The 16,051-nt window shown below is 57.9% G+C and carries 17 protein-coding genes; 6 read left to right on the top strand and 11 right to left on the bottom strand.

What is annotated here, in order from left to right; translation table 11 throughout:
* The first annotated feature begins 116 nt into the window (after positions 1–116).
* On the top strand, positions 117–839 hold the full coding sequence (locus tag KI237_RS25075) for an oligogalacturonate-specific porin KdgM family protein (RefSeq protein ID WP_212797500.1): 723 nt from the start codon (positions 117–119) through the stop codon (positions 837–839).
* A gap of 1,559 nt (positions 840–2,398) precedes the next feature.
* Here KI237_RS25075 and KI237_RS25070 read toward each other — a convergent pair.
* Positions 2,399–3,142, bottom strand: a complete 744-nt coding sequence (locus KI237_RS25070; RefSeq protein ID WP_212797499.1) for a FadR/GntR family transcriptional regulator — start codon at positions 3,140–3,142, stop codon at positions 2,399–2,401.
* Positions 3,143–3,239: 97 nt separating this feature from the next.
* Between KI237_RS25070 and KI237_RS25065 the strand changes: the two genes are divergently transcribed.
* Positions 3,240–3,953 carry a FadR/GntR family transcriptional regulator gene (locus tag KI237_RS25065; RefSeq protein ID WP_212797498.1) on the top strand — a complete coding sequence of 238 codons (714 nt, stop codon included), beginning with the start codon at positions 3,240–3,242 and terminating at the stop codon, positions 3,951–3,953.
* 62 nt (positions 3,954–4,015) lie between these two features.
* Here KI237_RS25065 and KI237_RS25060 read toward each other — a convergent pair whose 3' ends face one another.
* The 4 genes from KI237_RS25060 to KI237_RS25045 all read right to left on the bottom strand — a co-directional run bounded on the left by KI237_RS25060 (position 4,016) and on the right by KI237_RS25045 (position 7,903).
* A complete protein-coding gene (locus tag KI237_RS25060; protein ID WP_212797497.1) occupies positions 4,016–5,065 on the bottom strand; it encodes a hypothetical protein in 1,050 nt (349 codons plus the stop codon).
* Positions 5,066–5,360: 295 nt separating this feature from the next.
* Entirely contained in the window at positions 5,361–5,777 is a 417-nt protein-coding gene (locus KI237_RS25055; RefSeq protein ID WP_212797496.1) for a VOC family protein, read from the bottom strand.
* Between the two features lie 228 nt (positions 5,778–6,005).
* Positions 6,006–6,767 carry a hypothetical protein gene (locus tag KI237_RS25050; RefSeq protein WP_212797495.1) on the bottom strand — a complete coding sequence of 254 codons (762 nt, stop codon included), beginning with the start codon at positions 6,765–6,767 and terminating at the stop codon, positions 6,006–6,008.
* A complete protein-coding gene (locus KI237_RS25045) occupies positions 6,761–7,903 on the bottom strand; it encodes a hypothetical protein (RefSeq protein ID WP_212797494.1) in 1,143 nt (380 codons plus the stop codon). Before KI237_RS25045 ends, KI237_RS25050 begins: the two co-directional genes overlap by 7 nt.
* A gap of 127 nt (positions 7,904–8,030) precedes the next feature.
* Between KI237_RS25045 and KI237_RS25040 the strand changes: the two genes are divergently transcribed.
* The gene (locus KI237_RS25040) at positions 8,031–8,684 is read left to right on the top strand and encodes an arylsulfatase (protein WP_212797493.1); all 654 of its coding nucleotides are present in this window, start codon (positions 8,031–8,033) and stop codon (positions 8,682–8,684) included.
* 41 nt (positions 8,685–8,725) lie between these two features.
* On the top strand, positions 8,726–9,475 hold the full coding sequence (locus KI237_RS25035) for a hydroxypyruvate isomerase family protein (RefSeq protein ID WP_212797492.1): 750 nt from the start codon (positions 8,726–8,728) through the stop codon (positions 9,473–9,475).
* 579 nt (positions 9,476–10,054) lie between these two features.
* On the opposite strand, the gene KI237_RS25030 is transcribed toward KI237_RS25035, so the two are convergent.
* Both KI237_RS25030 and KI237_RS25025 read right to left on the bottom strand, forming a co-directional pair.
* On the bottom strand, positions 10,055–10,786 hold the full coding sequence (locus KI237_RS25030) for a transporter substrate-binding domain-containing protein (protein ID WP_212797491.1): 732 nt from the start codon (positions 10,784–10,786) through the stop codon (positions 10,055–10,057).
* A 99-nt stretch (positions 10,787–10,885) separates the two neighbouring features.
* Complete coding sequence (locus KI237_RS25025; RefSeq protein ID WP_212797490.1) at positions 10,886–11,434, bottom strand: GNAT family N-acetyltransferase; 549 nt, start codon at positions 11,432–11,434, stop codon at positions 10,886–10,888.
* A 204-nt stretch (positions 11,435–11,638) separates the two neighbouring features.
* On the opposite strand from KI237_RS25025, the gene KI237_RS25020 reads away from it, so the two are divergent.
* Positions 11,639–12,184: a DUF4256 domain-containing protein gene (locus KI237_RS25020; RefSeq protein ID WP_212797489.1), complete on the top strand. Its 546-nt coding sequence runs from the start codon at positions 11,639–11,641 to the stop codon at positions 12,182–12,184.
* Between the two features lie 181 nt (positions 12,185–12,365).
* Here the strand turns inward: KI237_RS25020 and KI237_RS30650 are convergent, their stop codons facing one another.
* The gene (locus KI237_RS30650) at positions 12,366–13,034 is read right to left on the bottom strand and encodes a hypothetical protein (protein WP_249410666.1); all 669 of its coding nucleotides are present in this window, start codon (positions 13,032–13,034) and stop codon (positions 12,366–12,368) included.
* 35 nt (positions 13,035–13,069) lie between these two features.
* On the bottom strand, positions 13,070–13,873 hold the full coding sequence (locus KI237_RS30645) for a DUF6630 family protein (RefSeq protein ID WP_502937138.1): 804 nt from the start codon (positions 13,871–13,873) through the stop codon (positions 13,070–13,072).
* A gap of 273 nt (positions 13,874–14,146) precedes the next feature.
* Here KI237_RS30645 and KI237_RS25010 point away from each other — a divergent pair, with 273 nt between their 5' ends.
* Positions 14,147–14,770 carry a YopT-type cysteine protease domain-containing protein gene (locus KI237_RS25010; protein ID WP_212797488.1) on the top strand — a complete coding sequence of 208 codons (624 nt, stop codon included), beginning with the start codon at positions 14,147–14,149 and terminating at the stop codon, positions 14,768–14,770.
* A 22-nt stretch (positions 14,771–14,792) separates the two neighbouring features.
* On the opposite strand, the gene KI237_RS25005 is transcribed toward KI237_RS25010, so the two are convergent.
* Positions 14,793–15,197: a DUF488 domain-containing protein gene (locus KI237_RS25005; protein WP_212797487.1), complete on the bottom strand. Its 405-nt coding sequence runs from the start codon at positions 15,195–15,197 to the stop codon at positions 14,793–14,795.
* Positions 15,198–15,249: 52 nt separating this feature from the next.
* On the bottom strand, positions 15,250–16,029 hold the full coding sequence (locus tag KI237_RS30790) for an alkaline phosphatase D family protein (RefSeq protein WP_283246322.1): 780 nt from the start codon (positions 16,027–16,029) through the stop codon (positions 15,250–15,252).
* Positions 16,030–16,051: the final 22 nt, after the last annotated feature.

Raw genomic sequence — 16,051 nt, 5'->3', positions numbered from 1 at the left:
TGTACTTGTTTTAACCCGTAAAAGACGTTGAACCCCAGGTATCAATGCCGCGCACGCGCTCGCCTGTGATTTGACGTTTACCCCAACTTACTATTAAACCAACAAGAATAAAAAACATGAAAAAGACCCTCGTAGTTCTGTCCTTCGCTTCGTTGTTCACATCGGTTGTTGCACAGGCCGATACCGGTTATATCAACGTTCGCCATCAATATGCGGAACAGTCGCGCATGCATGCCGACCGCGCCAAGTTCGGCATGCGGCTGGACAACGGCGTGGGGCTGGAAGGTGAACTCAAATACAAGACCGCCGGTGATCGTGAAGACGTCGCCTTCGACAACACTGTCGGCAGCGGCCATGAATTCACCGTCAACTATCAGCACAAGATCGATGACCGCTGGACGCTGACGCCCTCGTTCGCCATGGAAAGCGACGAGGAATCCACCACCTACAAATTGGGCATGCGCCTGGGCTACAAGATCACCAAGGAGCTGAGCATCGCCGGTCGCTACCGTTACGATTCGTCCAAGCTGGACCGCGACCAGATTGATCGTGACGTACCGAACAACGGCCAGGACGATCAGAAGATCAATCGCTACGACGTCTACGTCAACTACGCCAACCAAGGGCCGTGGGCTTATGAGTATCAACTGACGTACTTCGATGCCAACTACATCCGTTATAACGGTGGCACCGATGACTATGAACAGAATGCGGTGGTCAAGTACAAGTGGGATAAGCGCTGGGCACCGTTCTTTGAAGTGGGCGATATCAAGGTGAACTCGGTTGACAGTGATCGCCAACTGCGCCTGCGAGTCGGCATTCAATACAACTTTTTCTAAGTTGCGGTAGCACTGGTCGACAGTGAACCCATGAACACCGGGATCAAAACTGTGGGAGCGAGCGTTCACAGCTCAGGCATTCACCCTGAATCCCCTGTGGGAGCGAGCCTGCTCGCGATAGCGGTCTGCCTGGTGCCGACGATGTTGAATGTACCGCCGTCATCGCGAGCAAGCTCGGCTCCCACACGGGTTTTCGAGCGTTCAAAGCTCAGGCATTCACCCTAGGTCCCCTGTGGGAGCGAGCCTGCTCGCGATGGCGGTCTGCCTGGTGCCGACGATGTTGAATGTACCGCCGTCATCGCGAGCAAGCTCGGCTCCCACACGGGTTTTCGAGCGTTCACAGATCAGGCATTCACGCTCGATCCCCTGTGGGAGCTGAGCTTGCTCGCGATAGCGGTCTGCCTGGTGCCGACGATGTTGAATGTACCGCCGTCATCGCGAGCAAGCTCGGCTCCCACACGGGTTTTCGAGCGTTCACAGATCAGGCATTCACGCTCGATCCCCTGTGGGAGCTGAGCTTGCTCGCGATAGCGGTCTGCCTGGTGCCGACGATGTTGAATGTACCGCCGTCATCGCGAGCAAGCTCGGCTCCCACACGGGTTTTCGAGCGTTCACAGCTCAGGCATTCACCCTCGATCCCCTGTGGGAGCTGAGCTTGCTCGCGATAGCGGTGTGTCTGTGCCGACGATGTTGAATGTACCGCCGTCATCGCGAGCAAGCTCGGCTCCCACACGGGTTTTCGAGCGTTCACAGATCAGGCATTCACCCTCGATCCCCTGTGGGAGCTGAGCTTGCTCGCGATGGCGGTGTGTCTGTGCCGATGATGTTGAATGTACCGCCGTCATCGCGAGCAAGCTCGGCTCCCACGCTGGTTTTCGAGCGTTCACAGCTCAGGCATTCACCCTAGGTCCCCTGTGGGAGCGAGCTTGCTCGCGATAGCGGTCTGCCTGGTGCCGACGATGTTGAATGTACCGCCGTCATCGCGAGCAAGCTCGGCTCCCACGCTGGTTTTCGAGCGCTCACAGCTCAGGCATTCACCCTCGATCCCCTGTGGGAGCGAGCTTGCTCGCGATAGCGGTCTGCCTGGTGCCGACGATGTTGAATGTACCGCCGTCATCGCGAGCAAACTCGGCTCCCACACTGGTTTTCGAGCGTGCACAGCTCAGGCATTCACGCTCGATCCCCTGTGGGAGCTGAGCTTGCTCGCGATAGCGGTCTGCCTGGTGCCGACGATGTTGAATGTACCGCCGTCATCGCGAGCAAGCTCGGCTCCCACACGGGTTTTCGAGCGTTCACAGCTCAGGCATTCATCCTGGATCCCCTGTGGGAGCTGAGCTTGCTCGCGATAGCGGTGTGTCTGTGCCAATGATGTTGAATGTACCGCTGTCATCGCGAGCAAGCTCGGCTCCCACACTGGTTTTCGAGCGTTCACAGCTCAGGCATTCACCCTAGGTCCCCTGTGGGAGCGAGCTTGCTCGCGATAGCGGTCTGCCTGGTGCCGACTATGTTGAATGTACCGCCGTCATCGCGAGCAGGCTCGCTCCCACAGGGGGGCGGGGTTATTCGTTGTAGAACGCCTGGCGTTGTTGCGTTTCACACAGGCGCATGCGGCTATTGCTCAAGTGCAGGTACATGGCCGCCCGCGCCGCATCGACATTCCTGCTGGCGATGGCGTCGAAAATCTGCTGGTGTTCGGCGTTGATCCCTTGCAGGTAAGCGCTGCGATCACTCTGCCCGGAGTAGGCGGAGTTCATGCGCGTACGCGGGATGAGCTTGGTGCCCAGGTGCTTCATGATGTCGATCAGGTAGTAATTGCCGGCGGCCTTGGCGATTTTCAGGTGGAACTGGAAATCGGCATTGATGGTAGTGCCGGACTTTTCCGGCCCTTGCAGCAACGCCTCCAGCGCCTGGGCCAGTTCGGCCAGGGCTTCAGGTGTTGCGCGCTCGGCGGCCATGCCGGCGGCCTGGACTTCCAGGCTCAGGCGAAACTCCAGCAGGTTGAGCACATCCGGCAACGTGGCAATCGTCGCCGGCCCCAGGGTGAAGCCCTCCGGTGCCGGCATGTCCAGGACAAACGTGCCGACGCCATGCCGCGTCTCCACCAGCCCCGCGGCCTGCAAGCGCGACAGCGCTTCGCGCACCACCGAACGACTGACGCCTTCGGCCTCCATGATATGCACTTCGGTGGGGAGCTTTTCGCCGCACTTGAGAATGCCGTCGCGCATGCGCTGGGCAAAGCGGTCGACCAATGTTTCGGCGAGGCGGCGCGGCTTGTTCAGTGGAGATAACGCTTGATCCGTCATCGGCATGCTCTAGTGTGATCAGCGGGCATTATAGTGAGTTTTGACCCAAGGTCGCGGCTATAATGCCGCGATCGTCTGGCTTTAATGGATAGGTGCAATGGACCGTGTCACACCCGATCGACGCTTGAGCATGACTCAGCAGTTGGTGGTCGACTTGACGCAGCAGATACTGGCTGGCGAGCTGCCTGCGGGCAGCAAGTTGCCGACTGAACAGGTCATCATCAAGGAACGCGGCGTCAGTCGGACGGTGGTTCGCGAAGCCATGTCGCGACTCCAGGCCGAAGGCTTGGTCGAAACCCGTCACGGCATTGGCACCTTCGTGGTCGACACCGCCCGCCCGGGAGATTTTCAGGGCAGCAAACACGTCAAGGGCGGCGCCTACGATGCATTGGCCGTCATCGAACTGCGCCTGAGCCTGGAAGTGGAAGCCGCCGGCATCGCCGCGCACCGCGCCACGCCGGAGCAGTTGCAGGCGATGCGTGAAGCACTCGACGCGGCGAATGCTTTTGACGCAACGGATGATGAAAGCGCGCGGGTCGATTTCGAGTTTCATCTGCAGGTCGCCCAGTGCACGGGCAACAGTTTTTTCATCGACGCCATGGCCCATGTGGGCAATAGCTTGATCGCGGTCGTGCAACAGGCCGGGCCTACCGTCACGGTTGAAAATCGGGCGTTGGTGGTTCGCGAGCGCGAGCAGATTTATGCCGCCCTGGCGCGACATGATGCCGAAGCGGCGCGGGCGTCGATGCGTTTGCACTTGATCAATATGCTGCAGCGGGTTCGAGGTGTGGTCGAGTCGACGGCGCAATAAGCTCCCACCGCAGAACCCTGTGGGAGCTAGCTTGCTCGCGATAGCGGTAACCCATCCTCTTGCTAGTTGCGCTTCCAGCACTCCGCGAACCGTGTACATACCCCGTAACGTTCATCCATCTGCGCCATCCTCTCCAGGTGATGACCTACCGCTTCGACCGTCACCCCATTCCCGATCCGGAAGTACTCCACCATCATCGCGACGTCCAGGTCGATCTCGGCTTTCTCCGGTTTGGCATTGGCGGTTTTGGGCAACGCCCACTGCTCCAACTGCTCGTCCTTCAACTGCCGCAGCCGCGTCTGGTATTCGTCCCTGAAGCGTTCCATCGCGTGTGCCTTGTTCTGCGCCATGTCATCGCCAAACGTTTTCAGGTTTTCCCGGTACAGCGTCCAGTAGTCGGCCGGCAGCTCGAAGCCGAGCTTGGCCTTGCGTTCGTTGATCAGGGTGTCCAGCTTCTCTGGTGAGTAACTTTCGACTTTGTCCTTGGTCGGATCGACCTTCACGGTGACGACCAGACTTTTGTCGATGACTCGATTCATTAGCTCCAAGCGATGGGGCGTGTCCGGGTAGGTCTTGGGGAACAGCGCATTGCGACCGGCGCAGGCGGGAAAGTCTTTTTTCAGGATCGGGATCGGTGTGCGCACGTCCTTGCCGTCGACCCGTTGCAAGCGTTGCAACTGAGTCAGGCAGAAGTTCTTCTCGGACTTGAACGTCACCTCGTATTCGGCATTGGCCTCGGGCGTAAAGTTGAAGCCCTTGCCACACACGGCATAACCGCTGTTCATGTTGGTGCGCAGGTGAATCTGCTCACCCGGCTTGAGCTTGACCTCCAAATAACCCCTGGCATCCTTGGGCGCCGGAACGCTCATCCCCACCCGCCGCGCGGTGTCGCTCAGCAGCATATTATTGAGAATGCCCGTGGTTTGCCCGTCGCAATGGGCTGCGTCGAAATAATCCAGCGTGGCGTTGCTGGTATTGGCGACGAACCGCAACTTGGCGGCGTCCGGTTCGATGGCGTCGGGGTAACTGCCATTGACGCTGCAACCGCCGAGCAATACAAACAACGCGGACAATGCTAACAACGGGGCAGGACAGCGAGGCAGGGCGAGCATGGGTCATCCTTGAAGGATCGATAAAGTTGGCAAATGCTACTGAAGTGCCACTATTGCGTCCACCATCTGCCGCCGGGCTGTAGCAATACCCTCTTCTTCTCGACAAGGACTTGAAATCTCCAAGGTGATCTCCAAACACCTCCTGACCTGATCGACAAACTCAGCGTTCACCGCCGATCCCCTGTGGGAGCGAGCTTGCTCGCGATGACGTCGGCACAGCCGACATCACCGGCCCAGACAGACCGCCATCGCGAGCAAGTTCGCTCTCACAGGGGCAGCATCCGCCAGTTGAAGCTCAGGGCTCCAGCGCGGGCCCCTTCAACTCGATCTGGTTGCCATCCGGATCGAAGCAGTAGAGCGACCAGCCTTTGCCCTCCGCGCCATAGCGCATCTGCGCTTTCTCGACCTCCAGGCCAGCTGAAGCCAAATGCGCGAGGAGGGCTTGTTCATCAAACGGCTCGATACGCAGGCAGAGGTGATCGACATTGTGCCCTTGCTTACCGGCCGCCGGCCCGCCTTGGCGACCCAGAGGCCCGTCGACAGCAACCAGGTCAATCATCGAAACACCTGTGCCCAGATGAAGCATGCCAAGATCGTCCCGGCGCTTCTTGAGCTCGCAACCCAGCACCGACGTATAGAAAGCGAGGCTGCGCTCGAGGTCTTTTACGCGCAGGACGATGTGGTCAATACGTTGAATCGTGAAGTTCTTCATACGGGCCTCGTGTACTCAGTGATGGGCATTAACGGGTTACTTCACCTTAGCTATTCATGCTGGAATGTCGTCGCCAAGCTCTGTGGGAGCGAGCTTGCTCGCGGATGTTTATCCACAGGGAAAGGCGCAGTGGCAGTTCTGGCGTCGCGATAAGACCCTTCTGTTAAGCGCCATACACAGGATTTCAGCACGCTATCAATGTTTCTGATAGCGTGCGAAAAACATGATTCAAACGAGACTGAAGGCTTCTTGAATGGTTTTGATCAGATGAGCGCCATCCACCCTTTTATAAAGATTTGGGTTCGAGGCTAGTTCAGCGGGCACCTGACTGAGAAATGACCTCAAATCGTTGGCCATTCGATCAGGAAGCACGGCCATTGCTTCAGTCAGAGCGACAGCCAGTACGATTACATCCCTGAAGTGCTTGTTGATGTCGCGACGGTCCACATGCACGCCGCTCTCGATCAGCGCCTTCTTGTTCAGCCAGGCATGGGCTTTGAGGGGAACCAGTCGGTCGGCACCGATGTGGCTGATCTCCTGGGTGTGATCGACGCCGGCGAGGAGAAAAGCGTAGTACTCATCATCCAGGATAATCGCAGACAGGCTGGCAGCTTGCTCTTCCACAGGAATCTTGGTCATGCGCGCTGCTTCTTCGTGTTCCAGGCCGTCCGGGACACGGGAAAACAGTTCGACCTGAACGGGGAAGGACTTGTCTTCAGGATTCTGGAAACGATAGAAAACAGGGGAGTCTCCGTCGCTGTCTCCATTCTGGCGAATGGTATAGCCGCCGTCCTTGATGAACTTCCAGAACTGCCCGACGAACTCACGATCAAGTGCCTCGACGACCAGGACGATATCCAGATCCTTGGTCAGTCGAAACTCTTCACCGAGTTCCTCCATGGCAATCGAGGCAGCCACCCCGCCGATCAGAACGTAGCTCGCCTGGAAGTCCTTGAAATACTCCCGAAACCGGTCGACACCCACTACCATTTCACGCTCTCCATCATTTCATCCAGGCACATTTGTATGCGTTCATCATGATCATCCTTGAGGCTCAGATAGAGAGAAAAGGGATCTACCGTTCCATTGGCGATGTTGCTGCGGGGCGGCTCATAACTCCAAAGCTGAATACAACACGCCGCATCGTTTTGCGGCACTTCAAGATAGGGCGCCGTGCTCTCGAGTTTCGACTGGGCCGCTTTTGAAGTTGAACCCCAAGCGCCGAACGTGTCCCCGTAAGCCGCATTCATTTCAGACTGCGCGCGCGCTCGAATCTGATCGAACTGCGCGGCCGTCAGTGCAAAGCAAGGAGCTTTCGGGCTGGCGAGAAGGCTCATCTCGGCCAGGGCAGTTTCTCCCGCCAGCAACATTGGCGTGTCGAAAGCTTCCGGAATGGCATTGAGCCAAAGTGTTTTTTTGACCGGCGTACGCATGGCCTCTTTCACCCTTTCCCAGGTTTCCTTGGGCGACAAATGAAAAAGGATCACGGTTTCACCCAGTTCCTTTTCGGGCTTAACAATATCCAAGTCGGTCAGTTCCTTGATCGCTCGGGTGACGGTCATCTTTGCGTAGGTAAAGGATTGCTCGAAGGCCGCGCGAGTGTTCCGTAGCGGGTGCTGCCATCCTTTGATCAGGTATTGAATCAGCATGGCTTGGGTAGCCGGGCTCAGGACCTGGGGTTTGTCCAGGCGCTGGCGGTAGTACTCGCGCAAATCCATGCCAAAGGCCGGAAGAAAAAGCTGATTGCCTGGCACGATGAACTGGACGCCTTTTTCCACCAGTCGCTTACGGTCATAACTGGGGAGGGTGTCGGTGACGAAAATCATCAGGTCGCCGGTCTCGGGCAACTTGTTGTAGGCCTGGAAGTTGTGGATGGCTTGGATATGCTTGGCGACATCCGCAACGCTGGCTTCGCGCTGTGGACGTTCCTTCAAGATAAGACATTGGGCATTTAAGATATTCGTGATGAAAAATTCGTAGCGGTCACGCAGCCCATACGGAAGGATCTTGACGTTTTCCCACGGTTTCAGGCGCAGCTTCAGGCCAAGTACGCTTTCTACATAGACTTTGAGCTCGATCAGATCACGTCTTTCCGGGAGGTCATGGTCTTGGTGGATAACAGTCATGGTGTTTTCTTCCGTATCACAATTTCAACACGGTATCAGAGCTTGTGATAGCGTGCAAAATTCGTGATATTGTCCGTGGATATTGACGTGCCAGGCTCGTCGAAAAACCTTATCGAGGCACCTGAGTATGAAGGCTCCACGCATTTTTATGATCCACGCGACCCCATTGGCGATCGAGCCCATCACAGCGGCTTTTGCCCGGCATTGGCCGCAGGCACGGATCATCAATCTGCTCGAGGATTCGCTGCCCCAGGACCGGGTGGAAGAGGGCGAGTTGACCACGAGCATGAAGGCGCGTTTCCTGACGCTGTCCCACTACGCCGTACAAAGCGCGGCGGATGCCATTCTGTTTACCTGCTCGGCGTTTGGCGATGCCATCGACCTGGTTAAACCCGAGGTGGCGATTCCCGTGCTCAAGCCGAACGAAGCCATGATTGACCAGGCGCTGAGCCAGGCATCGCGCATTGCGGTGCTGGCAACGTTCGAGCCCACGATTACCTCGATGATGCCCGAGTTCAAGCAAGCGGCAGAGCGCAGTGGTCGCGCGGTAGAAGTGGTGCCCTATTTCGTTCCGGGCGCATTGCAGGCGTTGAAAGACGGCAACCCGCAAGCCCATGATGCCGCCATCGTGGAAATGGCCGCCCGGGTCGAGGGCTGCGACCTGATTTGTTTCGCCCAGTTTTCGATGACCAGTGCTGCCGAACAGGCCCAGGCTCGCTCCGGTCTGCCAGTATTGACCACACCCGACAGTGCCGTGCTGGCGCTGCGCAAGTTGCTCTAAACGGATGATTTCGTTTCTTCCCAGGATGGAGGATTTACCCCATGCCCAAGTTCAACGCTCACCTCGGTTTCCAATTCAATGAAGTGCCTTTTCTACAGCGCATCGAAGCCGCCGCCGCTGCGGGGTTTCGCGCGGTGGAGTTCCCGTCGCCCTACGAGTTCGACGCCAGTCTTCTGGCCGATCATCTGACCCTACACAACCTGCCGTTGATCCAGTTCGCCGCACCGGCTGGCGTGACCAAAGGCATCGCGGCCTTGCACGGCAAGGACGAGGAGTTTCGCAGCGGCTTGCTCCAGGCCGTTCGCTATGCGAAGGCGCTGGCGTGTTCGGATGTCCACATCATGTCCGGCGTTACGACCCAGGAAGATGCCGCGATTATCTATGGGCGCAACTTGGAGTACGCCGTCAATTACCTTGAGGACCAGGGGTTGCGGCCGCTGATCGAAGTTATCTGCGTGCAGGAAATGCCGGACTATTACATGTCCGACTTCAGCAAGGCGCAACAGGTGCTGGAGGCTTTCCCAAGTGTCGGGCTGATCCTCGATCTTTACCACGCCCAACGGCTGACCGGGGACGCGGCGGATGTCCTGGCCCGCTTCTATGACCGAACCGTCCATGTGCAAATCGCCGACTGCCCGGGGCGTCATGAACCGGGGACGGGGAATATGGATTTTGCGGCTTTGTTCGCAGACCTGGAGCGGCGTGGCTATCAAGGGTGGATCGGCTGTGAATACCGTCCCACCGACTCTACCGTGGCAGGCCTTGATTGGATCAAGCCGTTCAGCGCCTGACAAACAGCCAAGCCTGCCTCCACCCCCCTGTGGGAGCGAGCTTGCTCGCGATAGCGGATTCACAGTCAACCAATCTGCTGGCTGATACACCGCCATCGCGAGCAAGCTCGCTCCCACAGTCTTGATCCCAGGTGCTCACGGTGTCTGCGCCCACCACAAATCCCCTGTGGGAGCGAGCCTGCTCGCGATCACGGCGGCACAGCCAACATCACCGTCCCAGACAGACCGCCATCGCGAGCAGGCTCGCTCCCACAGTTTTTTATCCCAGGTGCTCACGGTGTCTGCGCCCGCCACAAATCCCCTGTGGGAGCGAGCCTGCTCGCGATGGCGGCGACACAGCCAACATCCCCGGCTCAGACAGACCGCCATCGCGAGCAAGCCCACTCCCACAGTCTTGATCCCAGGTGCTCACGGTGTCGCGCCCGCCACAAATCCCCTGTGGGAGCGAGCCTGCTCGCGATGACGGCGGCACAGCCAACATCACCGGCCCAGACAGACCGCCATCGCGAGCAAGCCCGTTCCCACAGTTTTTGATTGCAGGGGGCGCAGCCTTTGGGCCATGCAGTTCCTAAGTTTTTTTCAGGCTAAAGGCGCGACAGTCACGTCCGACTGGCCGCTGTCGATCAAAGCCGCACGCACGAAACCGTCCGCTTTCTTTCGCTCAATGAAGTCCCTGACGTAGGCCGCGCCGGCTTCACGAGCCCTTGGAACCGCCATGGCTTGCCGGATGGAAGTGAAAGCCCCGGCGAGCACGCGGTATGCCGGGTTGCTGGCCGCCACTTTCTCCAGCGGCTGCCTCACACCGGCTGCCGCATCCAGGGATTTTTCGATGTACAGGTCTACCGCAGCCGCTGAGGTCGCAGCGCGTTCGAGTTGTGCATGTTCCAACGTGCGAGAAAGAAAAAGGTCGTACGCAGCGCCTTTGCCAACGGCGAGTTTTAGCCCCGGCTGGTCGAGATCCTGGACATGCTGATAGGCCGAATCAGCGGCCACCAAATAAGTCCCTTCGATAATGACGTAAGGTTCGCTGAACGCAATCTGCTCTTCGCGCACAGGCTCGATGGCCAGGAACGCGACGTCCCACACATCCTCATCCAGCGCCGCAAACACCTTGCCGGCGGCATCAAAAGTGACCATCTCCAATGGCGCACCCAGCGCCTGGGCCAATGCCTTGGCCAAAGCTACCGAAACCCCTTGGGGAGAGCCGTCCGGCCCCTGTTGAGCCAGCACGGGATTGCCGAAGTTGATCGCGGCACGCAGCACGCCTTTTGGGGCCAGATCTTCAAGCACTGCACGGTCGAGAGACGTCATCCTTTTTGCTCCGGGTACGGGATTATGGGGTTCTATCAACTGGGTAAGGTGTGGAAACGACCAGCCGATTTTGTTCGTCCAGCTGCTAGACCGAAGGCCTCATGAATGGTCTTGATCATACCCGTATGACGCCAATGACTTTTCCATCAAGCGCAAACGCAGCTCCGGCTTATCTTGCCTGGCCCCGATATCAATCCAACCATGGTGCCTATAAAACCGCGCTGCCCTGTGGTTCGTTTCGCTCACAGACAACCTCATCCGTTCGCACCCCAGCCCTGCAAAAAAGTTAGTGGCGTGGGCCAGCAGCAACTTCCCTGCACCGCGGGATCGCCACTCAGGGGTGAGGTAGAAAAAATGGATGTAGCCCACTGTAGGTTCTGCCTTCAGCAGTGACATTTCTATCTGGCCCACGATCCGTGTTTCATCCCAGGCATGGACAATGCTGCCAGGAAGCTCGGCTGCTTTTTCTTGGAGAGATTGAAGGTAACGCTGCTTACCATCGGGGCCATGAAGCTGTTGTGCGCAACCAAACGCACACAGCAGCATGTCCTCAAAGAAATGCACGCAAAGGTCGCTGTCCTGGTTGAGGTTAACCGGACGAAAACTCAGCGGAACGTCTGACGCATGTTCTATAACCATTTGGGGCATGACTCAGCATCTCAATTGAGTAGGAGTATGCGCCGCTCGAATCTCAACGGGAGGCTCCGTCTGTTCGCAATTCGAGGGGGTATGAGCCTCCCTTGCTTGAGCGGAAAATCTTCGTAGCTTCGCGTAAAAAGTGCCATTCGCGCTGGTGTTCGAGCGTGGTGGTGCATATCCCGAGCAACCGATCATCCACGGACACTCGAACCCATGAAAAAACAAGAACAAGACAACCTCATTCAAACCCTGAAAACCCGTTTCGAAAAGAACCTGAACCGTCACCCGGATATCCTCTGGGCCGACGTCCAAACCCGGCTCGAAAACAACCCCAAAGCCCTGAAGTCCCTCCACGCCATGGAAACCACCGGCGGCGAGCCAGACGTGATCGGCCTCGACCCGAAAACCGGCGCTGTCACCTTCTGCGATTGCGCCAAGGAAAGCCCAACCGGTCGCCGAAGCCTCTGCTACGACCGCGCAGCCCTGGACGCACGCAAGGAGAATAAGCCCAAAGGCAGTGCCGTCGAAATGGCCGAAGACATGGGCATCGCCCTGCTGACGGAAGAGCAGTACCGAGCCCTGCAACAGCTCGGCGAGTTCGATGCCAAGACATCCAGTTGGCTGGCAACCCCTCAAGCGCTTCGCTCGCTCGATGGGGCGATTTTTGGCGACTACCGTTATGGCCGGGTGTTCATCTACCACAATGGCGTGCAGTCGTATTACGCGGCGCGCGGGTTTCGTGGGTTGCTGTGCGTTTAAGCAAACCTGTGACGAGGGAGCTTGCTCCCGCTGGGCTGTGTGTAGGAGCTGTCGAGTGCAACGAGGCTGCGATCTTTCATTGCCCGTTGAGTCTAGAGCGAACGATCAAGATCAAAAAATCGCAGCCTTCGGCAGCTCCTACAGAGCCGAGCGGTCGAAGGCGCGCGGTGGGCAAACCACCTCACTCAAAAACCAAAACCTCACGCCCCTTGGCCTCAACCATCTCACTAAACCCCGGCAACCGCGCCACAAACTCCGTCTCAAACGCCAGATACCGATCCTGCCCCGGCACATAACGAACATCCGGTTTAATGCGCGGGATGTCCTTGCTCGACAGCTTCACCACCTCATCGCTGCTTTGATTCCAGAACCACGCCAGCGTCTGTGTGCCAAAGGTGTTGGTGCGATAACCCCATACCCACCAATCCCCATGCCCCCGGGATACATGAAGCTGCCCATGAAACGTGCGCAACGTAATGACCTGCTTGGGTTGCGTGACAAGCAGGCGCGTGTCTTGACGCAGCTCACTGCCGAAACCGTCCAATGTCGCCTTCGTCGCAGTGCCGGTCATGAAGTTGAAGCGCCACGCCAACAACACCGTCTCCTGATAACCCGAATGCTCGACATTCTGCCGCGCGCCTTCGCTGAACAGCAGAACCTCGTCACCCCCCAGGTACGCGGTAGACGCCCGCAGCTTATAGGCCTCAGTGGGCATCGATTGGGCCGCGATGGCTTGGTGCGGTGAGTCTTGATTCCAGACCCAGCACTTCGGGCCGTTGTGCTGCATGAACAGCAAGCGACCAGGGCCGACGGGCAGGATCGTCAGTTCATCCGCGTGCTCGAAAATCACCTCGTTGCTGTCCGCCGTGATCCGCCAGATCCGCGTCAAATGCTCGGGTTCGTAAATCCGCTGGCGTTCGAATATCTCCGAACCCACCACCACACAAGGCTGTTCAAACTCCGGCCACTGGACCTCGGCCGGCCCGAACGCCGCGATCTCATCGCCGTGCCGAATTTCGTATTGGTAACGGTCATCCGCGCTGTAATCGCCGCGTATGCCCGACGTTTCCACAGGCTGCGCTGGGCATCGGCATCGATGAGCTGCAAGTCCGCGCCGTCCACGCCATCGGTCCGGTGTTCGAGCATGTCCTGCTCGGCGGGCGGCCATTGGTTGTAATCGATCAGGAAGCACAACCATTGGTCTTCGTCCTGCTCGGTGATGGCGGCCCAACCGTTGCGGTAGTTGTACTCATGCACATAGGTGGCGCCGGGATAGTCATGGACTTCCTGCAGCCAGTTCACCTTGCTGCGTTTGGCTTTGGCCGGTTTGCGTTCGATGGCGGCAGGCTCCGGCGGCGCGATCAAACTCGCCGTGAACCTCGGCTCGCCGCGCTGGCCCTGCCAGTGCTGGGCAAACGCCTCGCGTTGATCGGCCGGAACAACCACCGGCCGATAGTCGTCGCCACCGGCATCCAGGTTCCACAAGTCATAACCCTGAGCCGCCAACACCGGCGCTAGCACGTCGAAGCAGACTTCGGGCATCTCGTTGGACAGCTCATCCAACAACGCCTCGAACCCCGGGCCGGCAAACACACCGAGGTCGGGATAGTAATGCTGCAACAGCCCGAGCAAGTCGCTGCCGGGTGTTTTCCAATCGATGTGAACCAGTGGATCGAAACGGGATTGCATCACGCCAGCCTTCCTTGTGATTTCGCCTCTGCGCCATCTTAGCCGCACCCCACAAAAAAGTACGCCACCCACGTCACAAGCCCGCCACCCACCCCAGGCAACCCCCAACCCGTGGCGAGGGAGCTTGCTCCCGCTGGGCTGCGCAGCAGCCCCAAAACCCTACAACCCGGTGCACCAGGAAAAACGACTGGCAGATTTCCTCCCCGCATAAATGGCGCCCCGGCTACCCCTCGTCTACCGTTGACAGACACCATCCTCCCGGAGCACTCCCCCATGTTCACCTTCCCACGAGCGCACCAGAGCACAAGATGGGAAGGCCAAGGCGCTCTATTCGGCGGGGCGATTCCCTGGTTTGGCGGGGACGGCCTGGGCGTGTGCTTCGGTTTTAGTACGCTCTGGGTCGCGATCGGTGCGCCTTATGACTGTGTCGATGCGTTGCGGGCCAGAAAGGAGGAGATCGCCGAGGCTCAGCAGGGGCTGACTGCCAATATGTTTCTCGGTGTCAGGGCGGCGCTGGATATCACCGCCGAGGTGATCATCGGACGCGGTTCGAGCGGCGATGAGAGCTACCTCGGTGGCGTTGCCAGCCACATTATCCTCGATATCCATCAAAGGCTCGGGCCCCGTCATTTCATTATTTCGTTCTACTACGTCGATGGCCCGCAGGGCGGTGGTGGTCACGCTATCGCAGCGTCCTTTGACGACGGCCAGACGGGGCGACTCTTCGATCCCAACTACGGCGTCGGCGCCTATCAATCGCGGACCGACCTGTGCAACGACCTGCACGCGCTGCTGGCGAGCTACGTCGCTCCCGGCGGGCATGTGACCGAGAGCTATCTGTTGGAGTTTGATCACGAGGATGAATTCGGTGCGTTCCAAGGAGCAGCAGCTCACTGATCGGAATGGAGTTCAGTTCACATCAATGGCCGGCGAATTCGGATCGATAACAAACCGGTGAACTCGCGTCTGCCCGCTTCTCCACCTCATCCTCCAACCATTCAGCCAACACCACGGCATTGTTCTCGACCGCGGATTTGGCGGCATACACCAGGGTCAGGTTGCCACCCTGTGCAACATCCACCAACCGCCACCAACACTGCGGCTGTGCAGCCAGCTCCTTGCGATAGGCCACCTTGAACTGCTCAAACGAAACAGCCCCCGCCTTGAACGCCTTGCGCAGCTCATGGGAAGGCGCAACCTCCGGCAGCCACTCCGCGATGGGGAGTTCGTCCTTACGACAATTACGCGGCCACAAGCGGTCCACCAAAACCCGTACGCCGTCCTCGGCGCTGGCTGTTTCATAGGCTCGTTTGCATTGGATCATGGAGGCCTGCCTGTGGGAGAGGGGACAGCGTCAGAATAGGTGATCGATTCGGCTATCGAAGTCGGAGCGTCTTCACCACCGCCTCTCCTTGGGTGCCACCAGGCCAACACAGGTCTACAGAGGCAGAAGCACCGCCCGTCACATGGAAAATCGCAAAGTTTTTATCTTCCGAGTGACTGAAAAGATGTTCAAAATAGATCGAGTCATGGCCGCTGATCCTTCCTGAGTTCGCGATGCCGCTTCCGGCAAACTGACCAGCCGGCATCCGGGAAATAGCACTTGAGGTGACTTGATAAATACTGGCTTTACGATATTTGTCGTGGCTTAGTCGAAAGGCCGCAGCACAGTGAACATCGCCACTTATGAATACAAGCGTCTTGCCGCCTTCATCTAGTGTACGAAAAATGTAGTCAAGCAGGAGGTTGCGCTCTGCATGATTGCTACTATGATCCCATTCATCCATGCAGTCATCTTTCGCTGAATCTATCCATGATCCCGCCGTCAATACAACAGACTTCCAATGAACAAATGGTACCGGACTAACCACAAATAATAGGGGCGAGGATGCACTCTCGTTACTTTTCAGCCACGATTCGAATCGTTCGATTTGTTTTGTTCCAAGAATAAAATTCTTATTTTCGGGGCTTTCGACGTCGTGATGCCCACGCATGTCAAGCATATAAAATGGAACCCCTCCCTTATCAAAACTATAATCCCAGATGCAGGACTCTGGTTTTTTTAACAGATCTTTAGAAACGCCAGTCTCAGGGTTGTGGCTATGCGCATATTCGAAGTAAGCAGTCCGCGCAGCCGTCCACATTGAGTTGACCAGTTTTCGGTCTGTTACTTTGTCA

The sequence above is a fragment of the Pseudomonas sp. St316 genome (assembly GCF_018325905.1).
GTDB lineage: Bacteria > Pseudomonadota > Gammaproteobacteria > Pseudomonadales > Pseudomonadaceae > Aquipseudomonas.
Note: the sequence above shows the minus strand (reverse complement) of the source record. Positions and strands in the feature narration are given on the sequence as shown.

What these genes read in the sequence shown, in the direction of transcription:
- KI237_RS25075 (WP_212797500.1), top strand. Translation starts at nt 117, where the DNA reads ATGAAAAAGACCCTCGTAGTTCTGTCCTTCGCTTCGTTGTTCACATCG.
- KI237_RS25070 (WP_212797499.1), bottom strand. Translation starts at nt 3,142, where the DNA reads ATGACGGATCAAGCGTTATCTCCACTGAACAAGCCGCGCCGCCTCGCC.
- KI237_RS25065 (WP_212797498.1), top strand. Translation starts at nt 3,240, where the DNA reads ATGGACCGTGTCACACCCGATCGACGCTTGAGCATGACTCAGCAGTTG.
- KI237_RS25060 (WP_212797497.1), bottom strand. Translation starts at nt 5,065, where the DNA reads ATGCTCGCCCTGCCTCGCTGTCCTGCCCCGTTGTTAGCATTGTCCGCG.
- KI237_RS25055 (WP_212797496.1), bottom strand. Translation starts at nt 5,777, where the DNA reads ATGAAGAACTTCACGATTCAACGTATTGACCACATCGTCCTGCGCGTA.
- KI237_RS25050 (WP_212797495.1), bottom strand. Translation starts at nt 6,767, where the DNA reads ATGGTAGTGGGTGTCGACCGGTTTCGGGAGTATTTCAAGGACTTCCAG.
- KI237_RS25045 (WP_212797494.1), bottom strand. Translation starts at nt 7,903, where the DNA reads ATGACTGTTATCCACCAAGACCATGACCTCCCGGAAAGACGTGATCTG.
- KI237_RS25040 (WP_212797493.1), top strand. Translation starts at nt 8,031, where the DNA reads ATGAAGGCTCCACGCATTTTTATGATCCACGCGACCCCATTGGCGATC.
- KI237_RS25035 (WP_212797492.1), top strand. Translation starts at nt 8,726, where the DNA reads ATGCCCAAGTTCAACGCTCACCTCGGTTTCCAATTCAATGAAGTGCCT.
- KI237_RS25030 (WP_212797491.1), bottom strand. Translation starts at nt 10,786, where the DNA reads ATGACGTCTCTCGACCGTGCAGTGCTTGAAGATCTGGCCCCAAAAGGC.
- KI237_RS25025 (WP_212797490.1), bottom strand. Translation starts at nt 11,434, where the DNA reads ATGCCCCAAATGGTTATAGAACATGCGTCAGACGTTCCGCTGAGTTTT.
- KI237_RS25020 (WP_212797489.1), top strand. Translation starts at nt 11,639, where the DNA reads ATGAAAAAACAAGAACAAGACAACCTCATTCAAACCCTGAAAACCCGT.
- KI237_RS30645 (WP_502937138.1), bottom strand. Translation starts at nt 13,873, where the DNA reads ATGCAATCCCGTTTCGATCCACTGGTTCACATCGATTGGAAAACACCC.
- KI237_RS25010 (WP_212797488.1), top strand. Translation starts at nt 14,147, where the DNA reads ATGTTCACCTTCCCACGAGCGCACCAGAGCACAAGATGGGAAGGCCAA.
- KI237_RS25005 (WP_212797487.1), bottom strand. Translation starts at nt 15,197, where the DNA reads ATGATCCAATGCAAACGAGCCTATGAAACAGCCAGCGCCGAGGACGGC.